This is a genomic window from Amycolatopsis orientalis DSM 40040 = KCTC 9412, assembly GCF_000478275.1.
Lineage (GTDB): Bacteria > Actinomycetota > Actinomycetes > Mycobacteriales > Pseudonocardiaceae > Amycolatopsis > Amycolatopsis orientalis.
In genome coordinates this window covers 123,719-143,549 of sequence record NZ_ASJB01000064.1, presented here as the reverse complement: position 1 = coordinate 143,549, position 19,831 = coordinate 123,719, and the positions used below count along the sequence as shown (strand labels likewise).

Sequence of the window (19,831 nt, the reverse complement as noted above, 5' to 3'; positions counted from 1 at the left end):
GAGACCGCCGGCTGTGATGAGTCGATTCAGGGATCGCCCGGTCGGCGGCTTCGCCGGATTTCGACGACGAATCAACGCGATAGCGGCCAGGTCCACGACGGCATCAAATGTCCCCTCATGCCGAGGAGCGACTGACTGACCTCGGGAACGTCGGTTCGGCCCGCGCGTCCCATGTCTGTCCACAAGGGATAGTTACCAACGGCTCGGTGTCCGATCAATGCCTAGAAGTACGGTCCTGAAGGGGGTCGTGAGTGATAAAGAGCGTTAGAACGCTACTTATCACTCACGACCCCATCTCGAAACCACGCGAACTGCTCAAGTTGGACAAATATATCCGGAAAGGTGTCTTGTGGACACCGGGGTCGAGGCCGGCTTCCGTCAGCCAGTCCGGAATTGACTCGCCAGTCTCTTCGGATCGGTCATCGGACACGCGATAAGGATGCATGACGGACGACCGACCCGCGCTCATGCCGATGAATGCGTTGGTGGGAACCCCGACACCTCCCGTCGAGGCGTGAGTTCCCCGGACCCGGCCCGGCTCGAACGGGCTACCACCCTCACCATGCGACGGGCAGGACGTACCCTTACCGGGTAGGTACGTCTTGGGCGGGCTCTTCGCGATCGTATGTCGGGGCACGTGCCATGGCGATCGAGTTTCGCCTCCGCCCTCACGACACTCGCATAAGACTCGGCGAGTCCTGGACGTACTGGAGCGCATTGAGCCGTCGTCGGACCTTTTCACCTACACCAGCGGGCCGGTCCAGCATGCCGTGATCACCGAGCAGTTGACCCGCCATCGCTACGTCATGACCGTGTCCATGGACACCACCCGGACATGTCCGATGCCGTGAGCGAATACCGACCGAACTCCCGGCCCGTACTGGAACAGCTTCGACTTGATCCCGAGGTCCACGCGCGTCCCGGCGCCCTCGGCGTGGATGACAGCCGGGTAGAAGAAGCCCCATGTGAAGGCCGTCGGTCGGGACGCCAGGATCACGATGCCGCGGGCGGCATCGTGATCCTCGACCGAATACCCGGCCGGGCAGTGCTGGGTGTGCCAGGTATAGACCATCTCCGGCGGCGGCGCCGCCGTGTGCAGCTTGATTCGCCGAGCGGTCATCGCGACCGTGGCCACCGAACCTTTCCTGGTGAACGCCACCAGCAGCGACACGCCGATAAGGACGGCCATGACCACGGCCGTGAAGAACATGACGAGATCCACGCCGCAGAGTATGTCCGCACGCGTCGCACGTTGAGCAGCCTTCGCACGAATCAACGGTCTGCACAGTGCGGTCACACGATCGCGCGGCGACCGCAAGCTGCGAGAAACCCATGGAAGACGGCGATGCTGTGTGAAGCGGGCGCCGATATTGTTCGGGAGGTAGAAGTCGAGAAAGCTCATGTTGTGGCGAAAGGCGACTACCTGCTCAAAGCCCTGGACGCGTGCGCGGAACGGACCGATTCTTGCTCATGCGCAGGATCAAGGCGACCGCGTCCTCCGAGGCTCCTCCAGGAGTCAGGATCTCCTGGAGGAGCAGGCCACGCATCGCGGCGATGGTGACGGAGGCCAGGGTCAGCGCTTCCTTGACGTCGAGCCCTTCGCGTTCCGCGAGCGAGGCCAGCATCGTGGTCAGGTCGTCGAGGGAGTCGATGAACTCACGAAAGTCCTGTGGGCTGTACGCGGCGAGTCCTACCACGTGAAAGAAGCCGCGGACACGCGACAGCTGCTCCGGCCGGGTGTAGGTCTGCCAGATCGCCACGACGAGGTCGTCGAAGGTGCCGCACCGGGCGGCTTCGAAAAGCGCCTCGTTGTCCCGGGATCGCTGTGCCGTGAGCATGGCCGCCAACACGCCCGGGAGTGACCCGAAGTGGTATCGCAGGAGGGCGTGGCTGGTCCCGGCCCGGGCGGCGATCTCACGAAGCGACACCTCCGGCGCGGGAAGGTCCTCGTCGAAGGCGTCGAGAAGCCGAGCCAGGAGACGCTCGCGTGCGTCGCCCTTGCGTTCCGCGCTTGACAAGATCACTCCCACAGTTTATCCATTGGAAAAGAACGGCTGATGGTGCCCTGGTGCTTCGCACATGGTGGCAGCCGGCTCGCAACGGTGGAGGGAACGACTCGTGGGACGTGTCCAGGTAGTCGGCGCGACGGTCGTGGACGGGTCGGGTCGCGACCCAGTCGACGTCGACGTCACTCTTGAAGACGGGCAGATCACCCAGGTCGGTGCCTCCGGCGCAAGCGACGAGCGCATCGATGCCGGAGGCCTGACGATGACGCCCGGCCTGATCGACGCCCACGTCCACTTGGGCTTGTCGAGTCCGATCCAGCCTCAGTTCTCGTTTCAGATCAGTGCCGCGGAGATCGCGGCGGACATCTTCGCCACGGCCGGCGCGGCGCTCGATGCCGGCTTCACCACCGTCCGGGACACCGGCGGGGTCGACGGCGGCCTCGTCACCACGATCGCGAAGGGCAAGGTCAGGGGGCCGCGCGTCCTGTCGTGCGGACCGGTTCAGTGCCAGACCGGCGGGCACGGCTACTACGGGGCCGACTGGGAACCCACCGAGCTGTGGAGCAGCCATCACGTTCCGGGGCTGTGCGCCCTGTCGATGATGTCGGGCAACGCGGATGAGCTGCGAGCCAACGTGCGCGAAGCCTTTCGTCGCGGAGCCTCCTTCCTGAAGCTCTGCGTGACCGGCGGAGTGGTCGGCGCTCACGACCGGCTGACCGACACCCAGTTCACCGTCGAGGAGATCGCCGTCGCTGTCCAGGAAGCCGCGGCACGGAGCACCTACGTGACGGTTCACGCCCACAACAACGACGGCATCCGGAACGCGGTCGAGGCCGGGGCGCGCTGTGTCGAACACGGCACCGACCTCGACGAGTCCACAGCCACCCTGATGGCCGCTCGCGACGTCGCCCTCGTGCCCACGTTCGCCGTCGTCGAGCAACTCCTGCACGACACCGCCGGAGCCGGCCTCGGCGAATCGACCCGCGATCGTGTACTGGGTGTTCGCGAGCGGATGACCGAGGCGCTCGCCGTCGCCAAGGAGGCCGGAGTACGGATCGGGCTGGGCTCCGACCTCATCGGCCCTGCTCAGAGCCGTCGAGGCGAAGAACTCAGGTTGCGCGCAGAACTCGAGACGCCGATGGAAGCTCTCGTGGCGGCCACCAAGACCAACGCCGGGATTCTCGGCCTGTCCGGCCAAGTCGGGGTCATCGCTCCCGGCGCACAGGCCGACCTCGTGTTGTGGAACGGCAACCCGGTCGAAGACCCGGAGCTGTTCGCTGACCCCGCCAATGCCGTCCTCGTTCTCAAGGCCGGCCGAATCGTGAAGGACCTCCGATGAGCACCATGTGGCACGGCTGCCTCGCCGACACCGACTACTTCGAGATGCGCTCCAGCGGAGGGCACGACTACGGCGTCTGGGTCACCACACCACCGGGCTACGACCCCGCCACGACGCGAACGCCTGCCGTGTATGTGCTCGACGGCAACTGGGCCGTCGGCCAGACGGCTCCCCTCATCATCACCCAGGCGGACCCGATGCAGCGGATCCAGCCCTACATCCAGGTCAGCGTCGGCTACGCGGGCGAAGAGGCACAGCACTGGGATCGGCTACGCAACCGAGACCTCGTGCCACCCGGCGAGCCCATCGCCAAGGAACTCATCGACGCCGTGGAGATGGGAGTCCAGGCGGGAGCGAGGACACGTGAGGAATCCGACGCCTACCTCGACGAGCTGCGCGACACCCACGCCGACACGTTCCTGAACTTCCTCACCGCGGAACTGCACCCGCGGATCGAACGCGACTACGGCACGGCCACGAGCGGTCACGGCCTTTTCGGCTACTCCTACGGCGGCCTGTTCAGCCTCTACACCTGGCTCACCGGCAACACCCTCTTCGAAAGCATCGGAGCAGGCAGCCCCGGCGTCGCCAGCGAAGACAGCCAGATCTTCACCCAGCTCCAAGAGCTGGGAGACAACCAGCCCGCTGCCAAGCTTCACGTGACCCTCAACGAGCAAGAGTTGCTCGGAGACCTGGCCATCTACCAAAACCTCACGAAGAACACAGCCACCGTCCTGCACCGCCTCGGCTCACTCGGCGGAGCCATCACCAGCGCGGTCCTGCGCGAAACGCACGTCACCGGCCTGCAGGCATCGTTCCTCAGCTACCTCAGGACCTGCCGTGCCCTGTAGACGCTGCTTCAAGAGAGAGGGCGACGGATGAGTGCCGATGTGGTCGTGATCGGGGCAGGGGTGATCGGTTCGTCGATCGCCCTTGAGCTCGCGCGGGTGGGGCACCAGGTGATCGTGCTCGATCGGGCCCCAGGAGCCGGACAGGGGTCGACCTCGGCATCGAGTGCGATCGTCCGGTTCAACTTCTCCACCACCGCCGGGGTGGCGACGGCGTGGGAGGCGCATTTCGGCTGGCTCGACTGGGCCGGCCACCTCGGGCACGATGTCGGCGACCTCGCGATGTTCCGCAAGAGTGGGCTGGTCATGCTGGACGTCGAGGCGGCTCCGCGTACGTCGTGGCTTCCGTTGTTCGACGAGATCGGTGTTCCCTACGAGGAATGGGACAGCGCGACCTTGGCCGAGCGCGTCCCAGGTATCGACGCCGGTCGCTATTGGCCGCCGAAGCGGCTCGACGACGAGGAATTCTGGGAAGATGCGAAACACTCGCTCGGTGGTGTGTACACCCCGGACGCCGGTTACGTCTCAGACCCGAGCCTCGCCGCCGTGAACCTCGCCGCCGCTGCCTCGGCGTCCGGGGCGGAGTTTCGCTTTCGCAGCACGGTGACAGCGGTGGAGAAGGCCGGCGGGCGCGTGACGTCGGTGCGGCTGTCGGACGGCACCCGGATTCCCTGTGCCGTCGTGGTCAACGCGGCCGGTCCGTGGTCGGGCGCGGTGAATCGGCTGGCCGGCGTGGGTTCCGATTTCACGGTCGGTGTGCGACCGATGAGGCAGGAAGTAGCGCACGTTCCCGTCCCGGAGGGCTACGGAGGGCCCGTGGTGGCGGACATGGATCTGGGCACCTATTTCCGCGGTGAAGCAGGAGCGGGCCTGCTCGTCGGCGGAACGGAACCGGAGTGTGATCCGATGCAGTGGACCGACGACCCGGACGCCGTCGACATCCACCCGACGGCCGCGGTCTTCGAGGCTCAGGTGACGCGGGCCGCGCGGCGACTGCCCGACCTGGCGGTGCCCAACCGGGCGCGCGGCGTGGTGGGCGTCTACGACGTCGCCGACGATTGGACTCCGATCTACGACCGCACCGATCTCGAGGGCTTCTACCTCGCGATCGGAACGAGCGGAAACCAGTTCAAGAACGCGCCGGTCGTGGGGCAGCTGATGACGGAGCTGATCGACCAGGTGGAGAACGGCGCCGACCACGACGCGACCCCCGTCCGGTTCCGTGCCCCGCGCACCGGCCTGGAGATCGACCTGGGTGCGTTCTCCCGTAAGCGCAACCGAAACACCGCGAACTCGGGCACGGTGCTCGGCTGAGCCGGGCCGGTGTGACGCACGAACATCCAGTCATGCCGCGATGTGCAGCGAATCCTTCCAACACGCCCATCGGGCTCGTCGCTGCTCTCCCCGCAGGTAATGTCGCGAGGGTGATCAACCCCGATGGCGGTCTCCAGCAGGAACAGCGGCGATGGACCTGGGAACATCAGGTCGGCCCACGCTGGCTGCTCTCGGGCAACATCGGCTTCGATGATTCCTCTGACGACGCCCCGCTGGCGCTGTGCGCGGACATCGAAGGTTTGTTCGCCGACCTGCCACCCCGTCCGCGGGAACGGTTCACGCTCGTCGGTTGCACCCCGGCCGGCGCACTCGCCCACCTCCTCGACCGGCTTCCCGCCGAGGCACTCGGTACCGACCGGGCCTGGCTCGGCAACATGTCGCTGACAGCGCCTGGCGCGCCACCGTACCGGTGGGGCGAGGATCTGTGCGATCTCGTCGTCCACGCGCGGCGGCCGAGCACCACGACGCCGGGAACGGTCGACATCGATCTCACCGGGTTCGTCTGGCTCATGGACCGCACGGATGCGGTGGTACGACCCGGCGATGTCGACGAGTTCGCTCTCCTGGGCGGGGACGAGGTGTCTTGTGGAACCTGTGAGGACGTCACTGGAGTGTTCCGCGAACAGGCCACGACACCGGTGCTGCAAGTCAGGCTCCTCGGTTGCCGGCCGGAGCCGGCGTTACTGGCCGCGCTTGACGTGTCGGGACAGTCGGGCAGGGCGAACCTGCGCCGTCGCCTGATCAGCGGCGAGGTCCACGCGGTCGCCGCCGATGGTTCCACCGGCCGGGTGATCGGCGCCGCGGTGTCCGGAACGGTCGACGCCGCCGGTCCGTCGCGGCTCGGCGAGGGGCTGCTGGACGTGACCGTCGATCTGGGTACGCGGGAGCCGTTGCCGACGGGAATCCTCGAAATTCTGGAGCATTGGCGTACCGGGCGGCCGTCCCGGCGGAACCTGTGGGCAGGCTATGACCGGGAGCTGCGGCACCAGTGGGCCGGGGTGGCGCTCGGTCACAGGTTCAGCGCACCCGACGGGCAACCCGGCACCACTTACGATCTCGACGGCCGGTTCGTGACCGACATCGAAGGGTTCTACTGCGCGATCGGCGAGGCGATCAACGGCCCGGGCGGCTACTTCGGCTGGAACCTCGACGCCCTTGAAGACTGCCTCCGTGGAAATTTCGGTGCGCGACCGCCGTTTCACCTGGCGTGGCATGACTCGGCCGTCGCCCGCGAGCACCTGGTCGCCGGCTACGACCGGCGTCGGCTACGGCCCGCGATCACTCTCGATGACCTCCTGGACATGCTCACGGAGCACCGGATCGAGGTCGATTTACGCTGAGCCCGCGCCGACGTTTCCGGGGGATGGCCTTCTTTGGGACTGTTTTCGAGGCAGGCGTCCCGTACCGCCACAGTATTATTCGCTTCGCTGGTCACAATCGACCTTCCGGAGGCGGCTGGTGGCGCAGGTGGTCGTCGTTCACGGGGTCGGTCAGGAGTTCCGCGGACCGGAGCTGATGTGCCGTGAGGTCGCTCCCGCGCTACGGGACGGCATCCGGCTGGCCGGCGAGGCGGCTCTGGGCGTCGATGTGACCTGCGCGTTCTATGGCGACCTGTTCTTCCCACCCGGCGTCCGGTCGTGGCACCTGCCGCCCTGGGACGAGCATGACGTCGAGGGGCTGGAAGCCGACTTGCTCGACTCCTGGTGGGCAGGGGCGGTCGCGGTCGACCCCGACGTCGCGGACCCGGCGGGAAGCCGTGGCGCCGTCGGGTTCGCGGTCTCCCGCGCGCTGTCGTCCCGCGCGGTCCGGGCGAGGTTGGACGCCCTCAGCGGGTCACGGTTCTTCGCCTCGGTGTCCGACCGGTTGCTGATCTTCGCTCTCAAGCAAGTCCGCCGATACCTGACCGAACGGCCGCTGCGCGAAGCCGTGCGCGCCCGGGTCGCCGCCGCTATCGGTCCGGACACCCGGGTGCTGGTCGCGCACTCCCTCGGTTCGGTCGTGGCCTACGAAACGCTGTGCGCCGATCGGAGCCTCCCGGTCACCGATCTGGTGACGCTCGGCTCTCCTCTCGGCCTGCGCTCGGTGGTGTTCGACCGACTCGACCCGGCACCGATCGGACAGGTCGGCCAGTGGCCGGGCACCGTGCGTCGCTGGACGAACGTCGCCGACCGAGGGGATGTCGTCGCGCTGCCGAGCGGTCTGGCGGGCCGCTTCCCGAACGTGCGAGACGAAACGATCACCAACGGCGTCCGCATGCACGACCTGCTCCGGTATTTGACCGCGCCCACGACCGGACGCGCGATCGCCCGTGGCGTCGTGAACGGCGATCAATCATGAGCCGTCGCTTCTTGATCGCGCTCGGCGTCGGCGTCTACCGGGACAGCGGGATAACGAACCTGCCGGGCGCTCCTGGCGACGCCGACCGCGTCCGCCGGCTGTTCGCCGACCTCGGGTACCGAGAGGTCCTTCCCGATCTGGCGTCCGTCCCCGGCCGGGAGATCCCCCACCGGATCGAAACCTGGGCTCACGAAGCACGGCTGGATGCCGAAGACATCGTAGTGGTCTATTTCGCAGGCCACGCCGAGAAGAACTCCGAGCGGCACCACCTGCTCTGCGCCGACTACGAGCCAGGGCGGTGGACGACGGCCCTGCCCAGTGAGGAGCTGGCGAGATCGCTGGTCGGCCACGCCTTCAGACATCTGCTCGTCGTGCTCGACACCTGCTACGCGGGAGCCGGTGGCGGCGAGGTCGCCGCCATGGCGGCGGATCTGGCGAGCACACAGCCGAAGCCAGTGGGCCGCTGGACACTGACAGCGGCGCGCAGCAAGGAAACAGCCGAAGACAACGTGTTCGTCGACGCGCTCGAACAGGCCTTGATGTCGCTCGGCCGTACTCCCGGTGTCGAAGAAATCGTCCAGCGGATCAACGCCTACTTTTCCGCACACGGCCGACGGCAGCACGCCACGTATTCCACCGTCGACAATCCGGGCACCAGCCCGTTCTTCCACGCCGCGAACGGCGGTGAAGCCCTCGATCACGCCCGCATCGCCGAGTTGCACCGGCTCGACAACGCACGCTTCGGCACATCAGGCCGCGGTGTACGCGACGTGACCGACCCCGGAGACCATTTCACCGCACGCACGACGGCACTCGACGAGCTTCTCTCCTGGCTGCGCTCCGGCACACACGACCGTCGCGCACGGGTCGTCGTCGGCGACCCCGGTTCGGGCAAGACCGCCCTCCTGGGCAGGCTGCTCCTGCTCACCGACCCGAGCCACCCGGCTCGCCACCACCTCCGGCAGCAGCCGGAACCCCGCCTCGCCATGGACGTTCTGGCACTGCACGCGCACGCGGACGACGTCTTCGCCGAACTGTCCGCCGTGCTCGGGCGTCCACAAGCGACGGACAGCGAACTCCAGCTCGTGCTGAGCCGGCGCGAAACCCCGTTGCTGCTGATCATCGACGGCTTGGACGAATCCGCGGAAGCCGCGCGGTTCGCCCGGCTGCTGCGGCCGTTCACGACGCTTCCCGGTCTGCGGCTCGTGATCGGCTCGCGCCGCCCGCTCCTTCCCGAACTCGGCCCCGGGACAGCGGTGATCGATCTGGACGAGCCCGGCCATCTCGCCACCTCCGACATCGCCCGTTATGCCTCGGACGTCCTCCTCGACGCCCACGACCCGAACAGTCTCTCCCCCTATCGTGGCCGCCCGGAGGAAGCCGCGGCGCTCGGCGAAGTGATCGCCGAGAAAGCCCGTCACATGTTCCTGTACGCCCAGGTGACGGCGAGTGCCGTCGTCAAGGGCCAGCTCACCGTCGGCACCGCGGAACCCGGCTGGAAGGATCGGCTGCCGAACGACATCAACCAGGCCTACTCCACCTATTTCTCCCGGTACGGCGACCAGCGGATGAAGGTGGAACGCCTGCTGCGGCCGCTCGCGTACGCGCGAGGTTCGGGCCTGCCCCGGTCGATCGTGTGGCCCGCACTGGCCACCGCGCTTTCCGGCAAGGAATGCACCGCCGAAGACGTGTTCTGGCTGCTGGAAACGGCGAGTGAATACCTCGTGGAACACCCCTCGGCGGACGGTCCGGTCTACCGGCTGTTCCACGAGACGGTGGCCGACTATCTCCGCCGTTCGTTCCCGGACGCGGACTCTCACCGGACGATCACCTTCGCGCTCCTCGACCTGGTTCCCGCCGACCGGTCCGGACACCGCGACTGGACGCTCGCACCTCCGTATCTCCGCCGTCATCTGGCCACCCACGCCGCCGCGGGCACCGTGCTAGACCGCTTGCTCGCCGACGCGGACTTCCTCGTGCACGCCGATCCCGACATCCTCCTGTCCGCCTTGCACGACGTACCGGCCCAACTCGGTGGGGCGATCTATCGCGCGTCCGCGGCCACTCATCGTCGTCTGTCCCCTCAGCGTCGGCGGCAGATTCTCGCCATGGACGCCGCGCGCCTGGACGCCACGGGCCTGCAGCACACCCTCTCGCGGAACCTGAAGTGGGTCACGCGCTGGGCGACCGGGCGGCAGAACAGCCTCGCCTTGAGCACGGACATCTCGGGCGGCGGAAGCATCGTGTCGATGGCGTGTACGACGACGTCCGGCCACGCCATGGCCGTCACCACCGGAGCGGATCGCACGGTACGCGCCTGGGATCTGACGACCGGCCTCCCCGCCGCCACCCTCGAAGCGGACTTGGCGGACCCTGTCGCTTGCGCCATGGTTGACGGCAGGCCGCTGGCCGTCGTCGTCGACGGTGCGGGGACATTGTGGCTGTGGGACCTCGTCACCGGCACCCACACCGAATCACCCGGCGACCCCGGCCCGGTGCACGCCGTGGCCTGCGGGACTCTTCGCGGCCATCCCATCGCGGTCACCGGCGGCGAAGACGGCACTCTGCTCGTCCGGGACCTCGTCACCCTTGAGCACAGCGTGCTGAACGCACGCCGAGGGCGGATCACAGCGGTGGCGTGCCGGACGATCGGTGATCGTCCGACCGCCGCGGCTATCGGCGGCGACGACATGATCCAGGTCTGGGATCTCACCGACGGCACACTGCGGCTCATCGGTCCCCACCGGCGGGTGGTGGACGTCGATCTCGCGGAACTCGACGGCGAGCCGGTGGTGGTGACGGTCGGCGACTCGACCAAGGTCTGGGAGCTCCGCACCGGCGCCGTCCGCCGGGAGATGGGTCTCGGGGAAGGCTGGATCAACGCCGTCACCTGCACCACCGCGGCCGGTCTTCCGGTCGCCGTTCTCGGCGACGACCGGGGAACGGTCCGTGTTCGCGACCTCTCGAGCGGCGAAGTGCGCACGACTCTCCCCGGACACCGAAGCTGGGTCAGCGCGGTCGGCTGTGTGGACGTGGACGGGCGTCCCTTCGCGGTGACCGCGAGCGGTGATGGGACCCTTCGCAGCTGGGACTTCACCTCGGCAGCGACCGTGGGTTTCCCCGCGCCCGGCCACACGGCCGAAATCACGGCCATCAGCGGAGCCGTCCTTTCGGGGCGTGCCGTGCTGGTCAGTGTCAGCGAAGATCGCACCGCCCGGGTGTGGGACGTGGCGACCGGCGAGACACGGGTGGTCCTGGACGGCCAGGATGTGGCCCTCAACGACGTGGCCACCACCGTCCTCCACGGCCGCTCCCTGGCCGTCACCGGAGCGTCGGACGGCACGGTCGGAGTGTGGGATCTCGACACCGGCGAAGCGCGTTACACCCTGTACGGCCACTCCGGGCTCGTACACCTCGTCACCTGTGCCGAGGTGTCCGGCAAGCCCAAGGCGATCACCGCCGGCAGTGACCGCACGATCCGGGTATGGGATCTCGCCACAGGTGAACACATCTGGACTCTCGGCGGGCACGAGGGGGCGGTGCGCACCGTCGCGACGTCGACCGTCAGGGGCGAACCCGTACTGCTGGCCGGCGGGCATTTCGGTCCGGTGCGGATGTGGAGTCTGGCCACCGGCGATCCGCTCGCCACCTTGACGGATTCGTCCGGCGGGGGCGCCATCGCCACCACCACGATCGGCGGAGTCCCGGTGGCCGTCGTCAACAACCGGCGCGACAACAGCACCACCCTCTGGGACCTGACAAATCCGGCCCGGAAGAAGCTGGCCGCTCCGCCGGCGCACGCACTGGCCGTTCATGCCCCGGCAGGCGGCGATCCGGTCCTCGTGCTCGCCTGCCCCGACAGCACCGTCCGGATCTGGGATCTGACCCACGACGAGCACCGCGCCACGATGCGCGGCCACGTCGGGCGGATACGCCAGGTGGGGTGCTCGGTGATCAAGGGCAGGACGGCGGTCGTCACTCTGGGAAGCGATGACACGGTGCGACTGTGGGACATGAGTACCGGCACGGAGCTGGCCGTATTCGACTTCCCCGGCCCGGTGAACGCGGTACGGCACTTCGTCCGGAACGGATGCCTCGCCGTGGCCATGGGGGCCGATCTCGTGGTGCTGGAGCAGGGAAACGAATGACCGGCGACCGATCGGGGTACCAGAAGATCATGTGGATGGTGCTGGTGATCCCGCTGCTGGTCATGTCGTTCGCGCTGCTGATGGAGCGCGTCGAAGCGAACGTGCCCGAACGGGATCCGAGTCGCGCGCCCGAACCCATCTGAGTCACCCCCGTCCTTCCCGCGTGACCGCAGGTTCGTCACTCTCCGGGCATCTTCGTGCGTGCGCTGAATGTGGGGGTTCCGCCCCCATGTGCGGTATCCCGCCCGGCTGACAGCATGAACGACGTGACGCCCCAGCTACCGGCGACGTCCCTGCCGCTGAAGTGGTGGGTGCACGGCCAGACCCCGCGCGAACGGAAAGCGGACAAGCCCGCATGGGCGGACTTCGCCGAACGCGCTGTCACCGCGCCTCTGCCGCGGCGGTCCCCAGTCGGTGATTGGCGGGTCGACTTCGCCGGGGTCTTCAGGTCCTTCGTCGACGCCGCGTGCCGCGAGGCGGTCCCCAGCGATCTCCCCGGCGCGGACGTCGGCGCGCTTCGCGCGGGTTTCGCCGCTCAACTCGGCAGGCATCTGCTCAAGCTCTCGGTCCGTACGCTGGTCCTCGAACTCCATCGGGCCCGCAAGGCCGGGACTCTCCAGGGCGAGACGCCTGAAGAGCGCTTCGCGGACTTCGTGCGCCAGCAGTCGACGCCGTCCGGGCTCGTCCGGTTGTTCACCGAATACCCGGTGCTGGCCCGGCTCCTCGCCCAGGCCTGCCTCCACGCCGCCGAGGCGAACGCCGAAACGCTGACCCGCTTCGCCGCCGACGCCGGCGCCCTGCCGGGCTCGGTCGCGGACGGCGAACTCGGCACGCTCGTCGAACTGGCGGGCGAGATCGGCGACTCGCACGCGCGGGGGCGTTCGGTCCGGCTGCTCCGGTTCTCCAGCGGCGCCAAGGTGATCTACAAACCGCGGCCGCTGATCCTGCACGGACGGTTCACCGACGTCGTCGAGCGGCTCAACAAGGCGCTTCCCGGCTTCGAGCTGCGGACCGCGGACGCGCTCCTGCGTGACGGATACGGCTGGCTGCGGTTCGTCGAGCACCGGCCGTGCGCCGATATCGCCGACGTCGACAGGTTTTACCGCCGCCAGGGCATTTTGCTGGCGCTGCTGCACGCGCTCGACGCCACCGACGTCCATTACGAGAACCTCATCGCCGACGGCGACCAGCCGGTGCTGATCGACATCGAGACGCTGTTCCAGCCGTCCCCGCCCGAAGCCGCGGACGGCGATCCGGCGGCCGCGATGCTGGCGCGATCCGTCCAGCGCACGCTGCTGCTCCCCCAGCTCTTCGCCGGCGAGCACGGCGCCGTCGACATCTCCGGGCTCGCCGGCCGCGGCGGCAGGCTGCCCACCGACCGGATCGACTGGGCCGATCCCGGCACCGACCGCATGCGGCTGGTCCGCGTGCCGGGCGAACTCGCCGGTGGGAGCAACCTCCCGCGTCTCGACGGTCGCGACGTCGGTCCCGCCGAACACAGCGCGGCCCTGCTGGCCGGTTTCCGGCTCGGTTACGACGCGATCTCCACCGCGCGTGAGGAGATCGCCGAGCACCTCAGGCGGTGCGCCGAGGATCCCATCCGGGTCCTCATCCGGCCGACCAACTTCTACTTCCGCCTGCTGGACGAGACCACCCATCCGGACCTCCTGCGCGACGCCGCCGACCGCGACCGCGCGTTCGACCTGCTCGAAGAGGATTCGGCTGGCGAGGAGAAGCTGCGCAGGCTCGTACCGCACGAACGGGCCGACCTGTGGGCGGGCGACATCCCGATGTTCACCTCGAACCCCGGTTCGGCGTCGCTGCTGGATTCACGCGGTGACAGCGTCGAAGGCGTGGTGGACCGGCCATCGCTGGACACGGTGCTGGCGAAGGTCGCCGACATGGATCCGCTCGATCAGCGTGATCAGGAATGGCTCATCTCGGCAACCCTCGCGATCAGCACGGCGGCCGACGGCCACCACGGCGGTGGCGAGACCGCGGAAACCGCGGTGCCGAACCAGGCGCCCGCCGCGGAACGGCTGCTGGTCACCGCGTGCGGGATCGCCGACCACATCGTCGCCAACGCCTTCTCCGACGAACGCCGCTCCAACTGGCTCGGAATCGAACTCGTCGACGACCGGTACTGGACCGTGCTGCCGATGGGCGCCGGACTCGGTGAGGGTTATTGCGGTGTCGCGCTGTTCCTCGCCCAGCTCGCCGAGCTGACCGGGATCGCGCGCTACCGGGACCTCGCCGCGTACGCGATCACGCCGCTTCCCGGCCTCTTCGCCACCCTCCGGGCCGATCCCGGACTGGCCGCCACCGCCGGCTGTGGCGGTCTGCTCGGACTCGGTGGCGTCGCGTACACGATCGCCCGGCTCAGCACGCTGGTCGGGCTTCCCGCCGGGGATCTGATCGAGCAGGCCGTCGACCTGATGCCCGAGGCGGGCCCCGAGACGCCGTCCGGGTTCACGACCGGACTCGCGGGCGGGGTCGCCTCGATGCGCTCGGTGTATGTCCAAACAGGACTGGACACCGCACTGGCGCGGGCGGACCGCTACACCGGACAGCTGCTCGAGCGCGAACGTCCACAAAGGACGGGTTTCGCGCGTGGTTCCGCCGGGATCGACTGGGTGCTGCGGGCACACGACCGGACCGGCGAAGAACCGCCCGGAAAGGCCGGCGATCGGGCGGAAAGCACCGGCGGCTGGTGCGACGGCCTCGCGGGCGCCGCGCTCGGCGTGGCCGCCCGGCTGCCCGGGCCCGCCGACGCCCTGGAACTCGACCGGACCGTCAAACGGCTGTCCGAAGGGGCGCCCTTGAAGGATCTCAGCCTGTGCCACGGCGAAACCGGGGTGACCGAGGTGTTGTGCGTACTCGCCGAGAACGGGCACACTGGCGCCGCCGCCGCGGTACGCCGCCGGACCGGTCATCTGCTCGCCGCGATCGACCAGCGCGGCGCGCGCTGCGGGACCCCTGGCGCGGTCCCAGCGCCAGGGCTGCTGAGCGGTCTGGCGGGCATCGGCTACGGCCTGCTGAGGCTGGGCTTCGGCGACCGGGTCCCGTCCGCGCTCCTGCTCCGCCCCGACCGGCCGCATCCCGCGGCCACCGTCGTTCCGCCGGTCAACCGAGTATGAGGAGAAGAACCGCATGTACGAAAGAGATCTGCCCGCCACCGAAGACGCCCTCGGCGCCGTGAACCTGCCGCGCGCCCTCGAGGTCGGCTCGCGCAACCACGCGCTGGCGGGCGGAAAGCCGAGGCTGAGCGCCAACCCGCTCGCCACCCTTTCCAGCGACCCCGGTTCGCCGTCCGTCGTCAGCGTCTTCGCCGGCGGCTGGATCTGATCAAGGCTCACGAAGGCGGGCTCGCGCCGCCCGCCTTCGTGATCAACTCTTCGCCGTAGCACGGGAATCCGCTCGCTATAGTCACCGCGGTGGGGATCCGTTCGTCGAGGGTGATCGGCCGCGACGCCGAACTGGCCGAGCTCTCCGGAGCTCTCGATCGCGCCATCGCAGGCCGCGGCGGCGCGATCTTCCTCGTGGGCGAAGGCGGGATCGGCAAGTCCCGGCTGGCCGTCGAAGCCGCTTCCCGAGCGGTCTCCGCGGACATCCCGGTGCTGCAGGGCAGGGCCAGCTCGATCGGCCCGCTCGTCCCGTTCCGGCCGCTGACCCAGGCGCTGCTCTCGCATTTCCGCGGCGGCGGCCCGCCGGAGGCCGCCGAACTCGACCCCTTCGTCCCCGTACTCGCCCAGCTCGTCCCCGACTGGAGCCAAGGCGACCGGCCGCGCGAATCGGGTTCCCTCATGGTGCTCGCCGAGGCGGTCTACCGGCTGCTCGCGGTCACCAGCCGCGACCGCGGCGCGCTCCTGGTCCTCGACGACCTCCAGGACGCCGACGCCGAGACGCTGTTCATCCTCGAATACCTCGTCGACAACCTGGCCGGGGCGCAGACCCTGTTCGTCGGCACGCTCCGCAACGAGCCTTCCGACGCGCTCCGGCTGGCGACCTCCGGGGCCCAGCGGATGAGCTGCGCCGTCCTCGAACTCGGCAGGCTCAGCCTTCCCGACACCCGCGCGCTCGCCGCGGCCTGTCTGGAGACCGAGCCGGTGAAGCTGCCCGCCCCGGCGGCGGAACTGTTGTGGCGCAACAGCGCGGGCCTGCCGTTCATCGTCGAAGAACTCCTCCACGGCATGGTGAACGACGGTCTGCTGGTCCAGGGCCGCGACGGCTGGCGCGTGATCGGGGAACTCCGCGCCCGCGTACCCGCCGCGCTGGTCACCAGTATCGGCGTCCGGATGGAGCAACTCGGCGAGCAGGCGGGCGAACTGCTGTCGGTCGCCGCGGTACTCGGCCGCCGTTTCCCGCTTTCGGTGGTGCAGACGGTCACCGGCATGAACGACCGGACCCTGCACAACCACCTGAGCGCCGCGGTCTCGGCGAACCTGGTGACCACCGACGAGACGACACCGGGCTGGTACGCCTTCCGGCATCCGCTGACCGCGGAGGCGTTGCTGGAGCGCCAGTCCGCGGCACGGAAGGCGGCGCTCGCCCGCCAGGCGGCCGACGCCGTCGAGAAGCTGTATCCCGGTCTGCCGGGCGACCTGTGCGCGCTCGTCGCGTCGCTGCGGCTGACCGCGCTCGACGAACGCGCGGCGGGACGGCAGTTCGCCGAAACCGGTCGCCGTGCCCTCGACGCCGGGGCCGCGGACTCCGCGGTCACCATGCTCACCAAGGCCGTCGACCTGCTCTCCGGGGCCGACGCGGGTGAGCGTGCCGCGGTGCTGGAGACCCTGCTGTACGCGCTGGGTCAGACCGGCCAGTTCGATCGCGCCGTCGCACTCTCCGCCGGATTCGGGGAGATCGGGACGCTCGAACGCGCCGCGACCCTGCACACCCAGCTGGCCTGGGCCGCCTACATCGCCGGACGGCACGACGAATGCCTCGGTCAGATCGAACGCGCCCGCGCTCCGCTCGGCTCGGCGATCTCACCGGCCCAGCAGGCCGCGCTCGACGCCGTCGAAGCGAATCTCTGGCTGGACGTACCGGGCAAGACCGGGACGGCCGAGCGGCTCGCGCGGCAGGCGTGGCGGGTGGCCGAGGAGACCGAGCAGCCGTTCGTCGTCTGCCAGGCACTGCAGGTACTCGGGATGCTGGCGTTGTCGCGGGATCTCACCGAGTCCGAGCACTACATGCAACTCGCGCGGCGGACCGCCGAAGACAACCACCTGCACCACCTCCGAACCCAGGCGCTCGTGCGGCTCGGCGGGCATCGCGTGCTGATGACCGGCGACGAGCAGACCCTGCTGCTCGCCCGCGCCGACGCCCAGCGGACCGGGTCGATCACCTTGCATTGCGCGGTCGACTCCGTGCGCACCATGCACGCGATCCTGCGCTGCGACTTCGAAACCGCGCACGCCCTGCTGGAGGAGAACCTCGCCGTGCTCGGCAGGCTCCGGTTGACCGCGTTACTGCAGTACGCGCAGATGACCAGGGCGATGTCGGCCGGGCACCGGGCCGACCGGCAGGCGATGGAACAGGCGCTCGAGGACTTCCGGGAGTGCGGCGGCGAGAACGCTCAGGAGATGGTGCTGAGCATCGGGCTGGCCCGGGTGTTCTGCTCGCTGCTGGAGGAGGACTTCGACCGGGCACGCCGGGAGCTCGGGCAGGTGACCGAACTGGAGGAGCGGCGGCCGAGCCGGTTCCACCTGGCCGGCCAGCACGGGCTCAGGACGCTCCTCGACACCCTGGGCGGCGCCGCCTGCCCCGAGGCGGGATCCGCGGTGAGCGGGATGCGGTGGAACCGGCAGTTCGTGGAACTCGCGCGCGCCGTCGAGCACGGCAGGCGGGGCGAAGCGGCGGAAGCCGGGCGGGCCGTGGCCGCCGCGCTGGAGACGTCTGCGCCCTATCCGCTGGCGCGGCACCTCGGGCTCCGCCTGATCGCCGAACCCGCCGCCGCCGACGGCTGGGGCGATCCGGCGGGCTGGCTCAAGGAGGCCGAGGAGTACTTCCACGGCAGGGACATCCAGGCCGTCGCGGGCGCCTGCCGGAGCCTGCTCCGCAAGCTCGGCGCGCCGGTGCGGCAGCGTCGCGCCGGGGTCGACCGGGTGCCCGGCGACCTGCGCGCGGCCGGTGTCACCGTGCGCGAGTACGAGGTGCTGGTGCTGCTCGCCGAGCGGATGGGCAACAAGGACATCGGCGCCCGGCTGCACATCTCCCCCAGGACGGTCGAGAAACATGTCGCGAGCCTGCTCACCAAGACCGGCCTCGCCGACCGTTCCGCCCTCGCCGAACACGCCGCCGCACCACGACCTGGCATGCTGTGAGCCATGAGTGACCTCACCGTGTACGGCGCCGGCTGGTGCCCCGACGTGAAACGCAGCCGCGCCCTGCTGGACGCCAAGGGTGTCGAGTACGACTACATCGACGTCGAAGCGGACTCCGGCGCCGAGGAGACCGTGCGGGCCTTGCAGAACGGTGAGCGGCGGATCCCGACCATCGTCTGGCCGGACGGCACCCATCTGGTCGAACCGAGCGACGACGAGCTCACCGCGCATCTGAACCGATGACCCTCCCGGACGTCCCGGTCGGCACGAGGGTCGTCGTGCGGTACCGGATCGAAGGCGGCTTCACCGACGCGCTCGGTTACCTGCGGTCGCGTGACGACGCGGAATGCACCGTGGAGACCAAACGCGGTCTCGCGACGATCCGGCTGGCGGACATCGTCCTGGCGAAGACCGTCCCGCCACCGCCGACGCGGCCCCGCCCGGCCTGAACGCCGTTTCGCGGCCGCTGTCCGGGGTATGCCGAGGGATCCCCTCCTGGAGGTCACCTTGGCTGCTTCGAAGCACTCCACCGAGCCCGAAGGCCCGACAGACCTGCCACGGCGATCGTGGTGGGCCGTGCTCAAGCGCACCGTCGTCCAGTTCAACCGCGACGACCAGCTGGACTGGGCGGCCGCGCTGACCTACTACGGCGTCCTTTCGCTCTTCCCCGGCCTGCTCGTGCTCACCGCGATCCTGGGCTTGATGGGACCGTCGGCCACGCAGACCTTGCTCGACAGCGCCGGGCAGATCGCCCCCGGCCAGGGCAGGGAGATCCTGCTCGGCGCGATCCGGGAACTGTCCGGATCGGGCGGGCTGGCCGGTCCGGCCGCCGTCTTCGGCGTGCTGGGCGCGCTGTGGTCGGCGTCGGGCTACATCGGCGCGTTCATGCGCGCCTCCAACGTCATCTACTCGATGCCGGAGGGCCGTCCGATCTGGAAGACCTGGCCCCTGCGGCTCGGCCTGACCATCGCGCTGCTGGTCATCCTCGCGCTCTGCGCCGTCGGGGTCGTCGCGACCGGCGGGGTCGCCCGGTACCTCGGTGACCTGGTGGGACTGGGCTCGACCGGCGTCCTCGTCTGGGACATCGCGAAATGGCCCGTGATCGCCCTGCTGGCCGCGCTGGCGTTCGCGGTGCTCTACTGGGCGGGCCCCAACGTCCGGCAGCCGCGGTTCCGCTGGATGACGCCGGGCGGGCTGGTCGCGGTGCTGCTCTGGGCGGCGGCGACCGCCGGGTTCGCCGTCTACGTGAGCAACTTCGGTTCGTACAACAAGATCTACGGCTCGCTGGCCGGGGTGATCGTCTTCCTGATCTGGCTGTGGATCTCGAACATCGCCGTCCTCCTCGGCGCCGAACTCGACGCCGAGCTGGCCCGCGGCAAGGAACAGGCCGCGGGCCACCCCGCCGCGGACGAGCCTTTCCTCCCACCCCGGGACACCCGGGCGATGGACGAGGAGGAAACCGCCGAAGCCCAGGCGCGCCGGGGTGAGTGAGCGA

At 69.2% G+C, this 19,831-nt stretch carries 15 protein-coding genes; 13 read left to right on the top strand and 2 right to left on the bottom strand.

Annotation, left to right across the window (positions count from 1 at the left end; all coding sequences use genetic code 11):
- Positions 1-799: 799 nt before the first annotated feature.
- A complete protein-coding gene (locus L324_RS22330) occupies positions 800-1,222 on the bottom strand; it encodes a hypothetical protein (RefSeq protein ID WP_037311848.1) in 423 nt (140 codons plus the stop codon).
- A 205-nt stretch (positions 1,223-1,427) separates the two neighbouring features.
- Positions 1,428-2,024 carry a TetR/AcrR family transcriptional regulator gene (locus L324_RS22325; protein WP_037311847.1) on the bottom strand — a complete coding sequence of 199 codons (597 nt, stop codon included), beginning with the start codon at positions 2,022-2,024 and terminating at the stop codon, positions 1,428-1,430.
- A 94-nt stretch (positions 2,025-2,118) separates the two neighbouring features.
- Between L324_RS22325 and L324_RS22320 the strand changes: the two genes are divergently transcribed.
- The 13 genes from L324_RS22320 (at position 2,119) to L324_RS22265 (ending at position 19,827) form a co-directional block, all read left to right on the top strand.
- Positions 2,119-3,345, top strand: coding sequence for a metal-dependent hydrolase family protein (locus L324_RS22320; RefSeq protein WP_037311846.1), 1,227 nt, complete (start codon positions 2,119-2,121; stop codon positions 3,343-3,345).
- Positions 3,342-4,196, top strand: coding sequence for an alpha/beta hydrolase (locus L324_RS22315; RefSeq protein WP_037311845.1), 855 nt, complete (start codon positions 3,342-3,344; stop codon positions 4,194-4,196). The genes L324_RS22320 and L324_RS22315 overlap by 4 nt, the downstream gene beginning before the upstream one ends.
- A gap of 27 nt (positions 4,197-4,223) precedes the next feature.
- Positions 4,224-5,507 (top strand): NAD(P)/FAD-dependent oxidoreductase, encoded by a 1,284-nt coding sequence (locus L324_RS22310; protein ID WP_037311844.1) that lies wholly within the window; start codon positions 4,224-4,226, stop codon positions 5,505-5,507.
- A 110-nt stretch (positions 5,508-5,617) separates the two neighbouring features.
- Positions 5,618-6,868 carry a barstar family protein gene (locus L324_RS43655; protein ID WP_235783615.1) on the top strand — a complete coding sequence of 417 codons (1,251 nt, stop codon included), beginning with the start codon at positions 5,618-5,620 and terminating at the stop codon, positions 6,866-6,868.
- Positions 6,869-6,986: 118 nt separating this feature from the next.
- Positions 6,987-7,865 carry a hypothetical protein gene (locus tag L324_RS22300; RefSeq protein WP_037311840.1) on the top strand — a complete coding sequence of 293 codons (879 nt, stop codon included), beginning with the start codon at positions 6,987-6,989 and terminating at the stop codon, positions 7,863-7,865.
- Positions 7,862-12,013 (top strand): caspase family protein, encoded by a 4,152-nt coding sequence (locus L324_RS22295; protein WP_037311837.1) that lies wholly within the window; start codon positions 7,862-7,864, stop codon positions 12,011-12,013. The genes L324_RS22300 and L324_RS22295 overlap by 4 nt, the downstream gene beginning before the upstream one ends.
- The gene (locus L324_RS43000) at positions 12,010-12,156 is read left to right on the top strand and encodes a hypothetical protein (RefSeq protein WP_162531618.1); all 147 of its coding nucleotides are present in this window, start codon (positions 12,010-12,012) and stop codon (positions 12,154-12,156) included. Before L324_RS22295 ends, L324_RS43000 begins: the two co-directional genes overlap by 4 nt.
- A gap of 114 nt (positions 12,157-12,270) precedes the next feature.
- Entirely contained in the window at positions 12,271-15,150 is a 2,880-nt protein-coding gene (locus L324_RS22290; RefSeq protein ID WP_235783614.1) for a type 2 lanthipeptide synthetase LanM family protein, read from the top strand.
- Positions 15,151-15,163: 13 nt separating this feature from the next.
- Positions 15,164-15,358, top strand: a complete 195-nt coding sequence (locus tag L324_RS22285) for a hypothetical protein (RefSeq protein WP_037311834.1) — start codon at positions 15,164-15,166, stop codon at positions 15,356-15,358.
- An 89-nt stretch (positions 15,359-15,447) separates the two neighbouring features.
- Positions 15,448-18,336, top strand: a complete 2,889-nt coding sequence (locus tag L324_RS22280; protein WP_037311826.1) for a helix-turn-helix transcriptional regulator — start codon at positions 15,448-15,450, stop codon at positions 18,334-18,336.
- Positions 18,337-18,339: 3 nt separating this feature from the next.
- Complete coding sequence (locus tag L324_RS22275) at positions 18,340-18,579, top strand: glutaredoxin family protein (protein WP_037311823.1); 240 nt, start codon at positions 18,340-18,342, stop codon at positions 18,577-18,579.
- Positions 18,576-18,785, top strand: a complete 210-nt coding sequence (locus tag L324_RS22270; protein WP_037311821.1) for a putative acetyltransferase — start codon at positions 18,576-18,578, stop codon at positions 18,783-18,785. Before L324_RS22275 ends, L324_RS22270 begins: the two co-directional genes overlap by 4 nt.
- A gap of 28 nt (positions 18,786-18,813) precedes the next feature.
- Positions 18,814-19,827 carry a YihY/virulence factor BrkB family protein gene (locus tag L324_RS22265; RefSeq protein ID WP_037311818.1) on the top strand — a complete coding sequence of 338 codons (1,014 nt, stop codon included), beginning with the start codon at positions 18,814-18,816 and terminating at the stop codon, positions 19,825-19,827.
- The last annotated feature ends 4 nt before the right edge of the window (positions 19,828-19,831 follow it).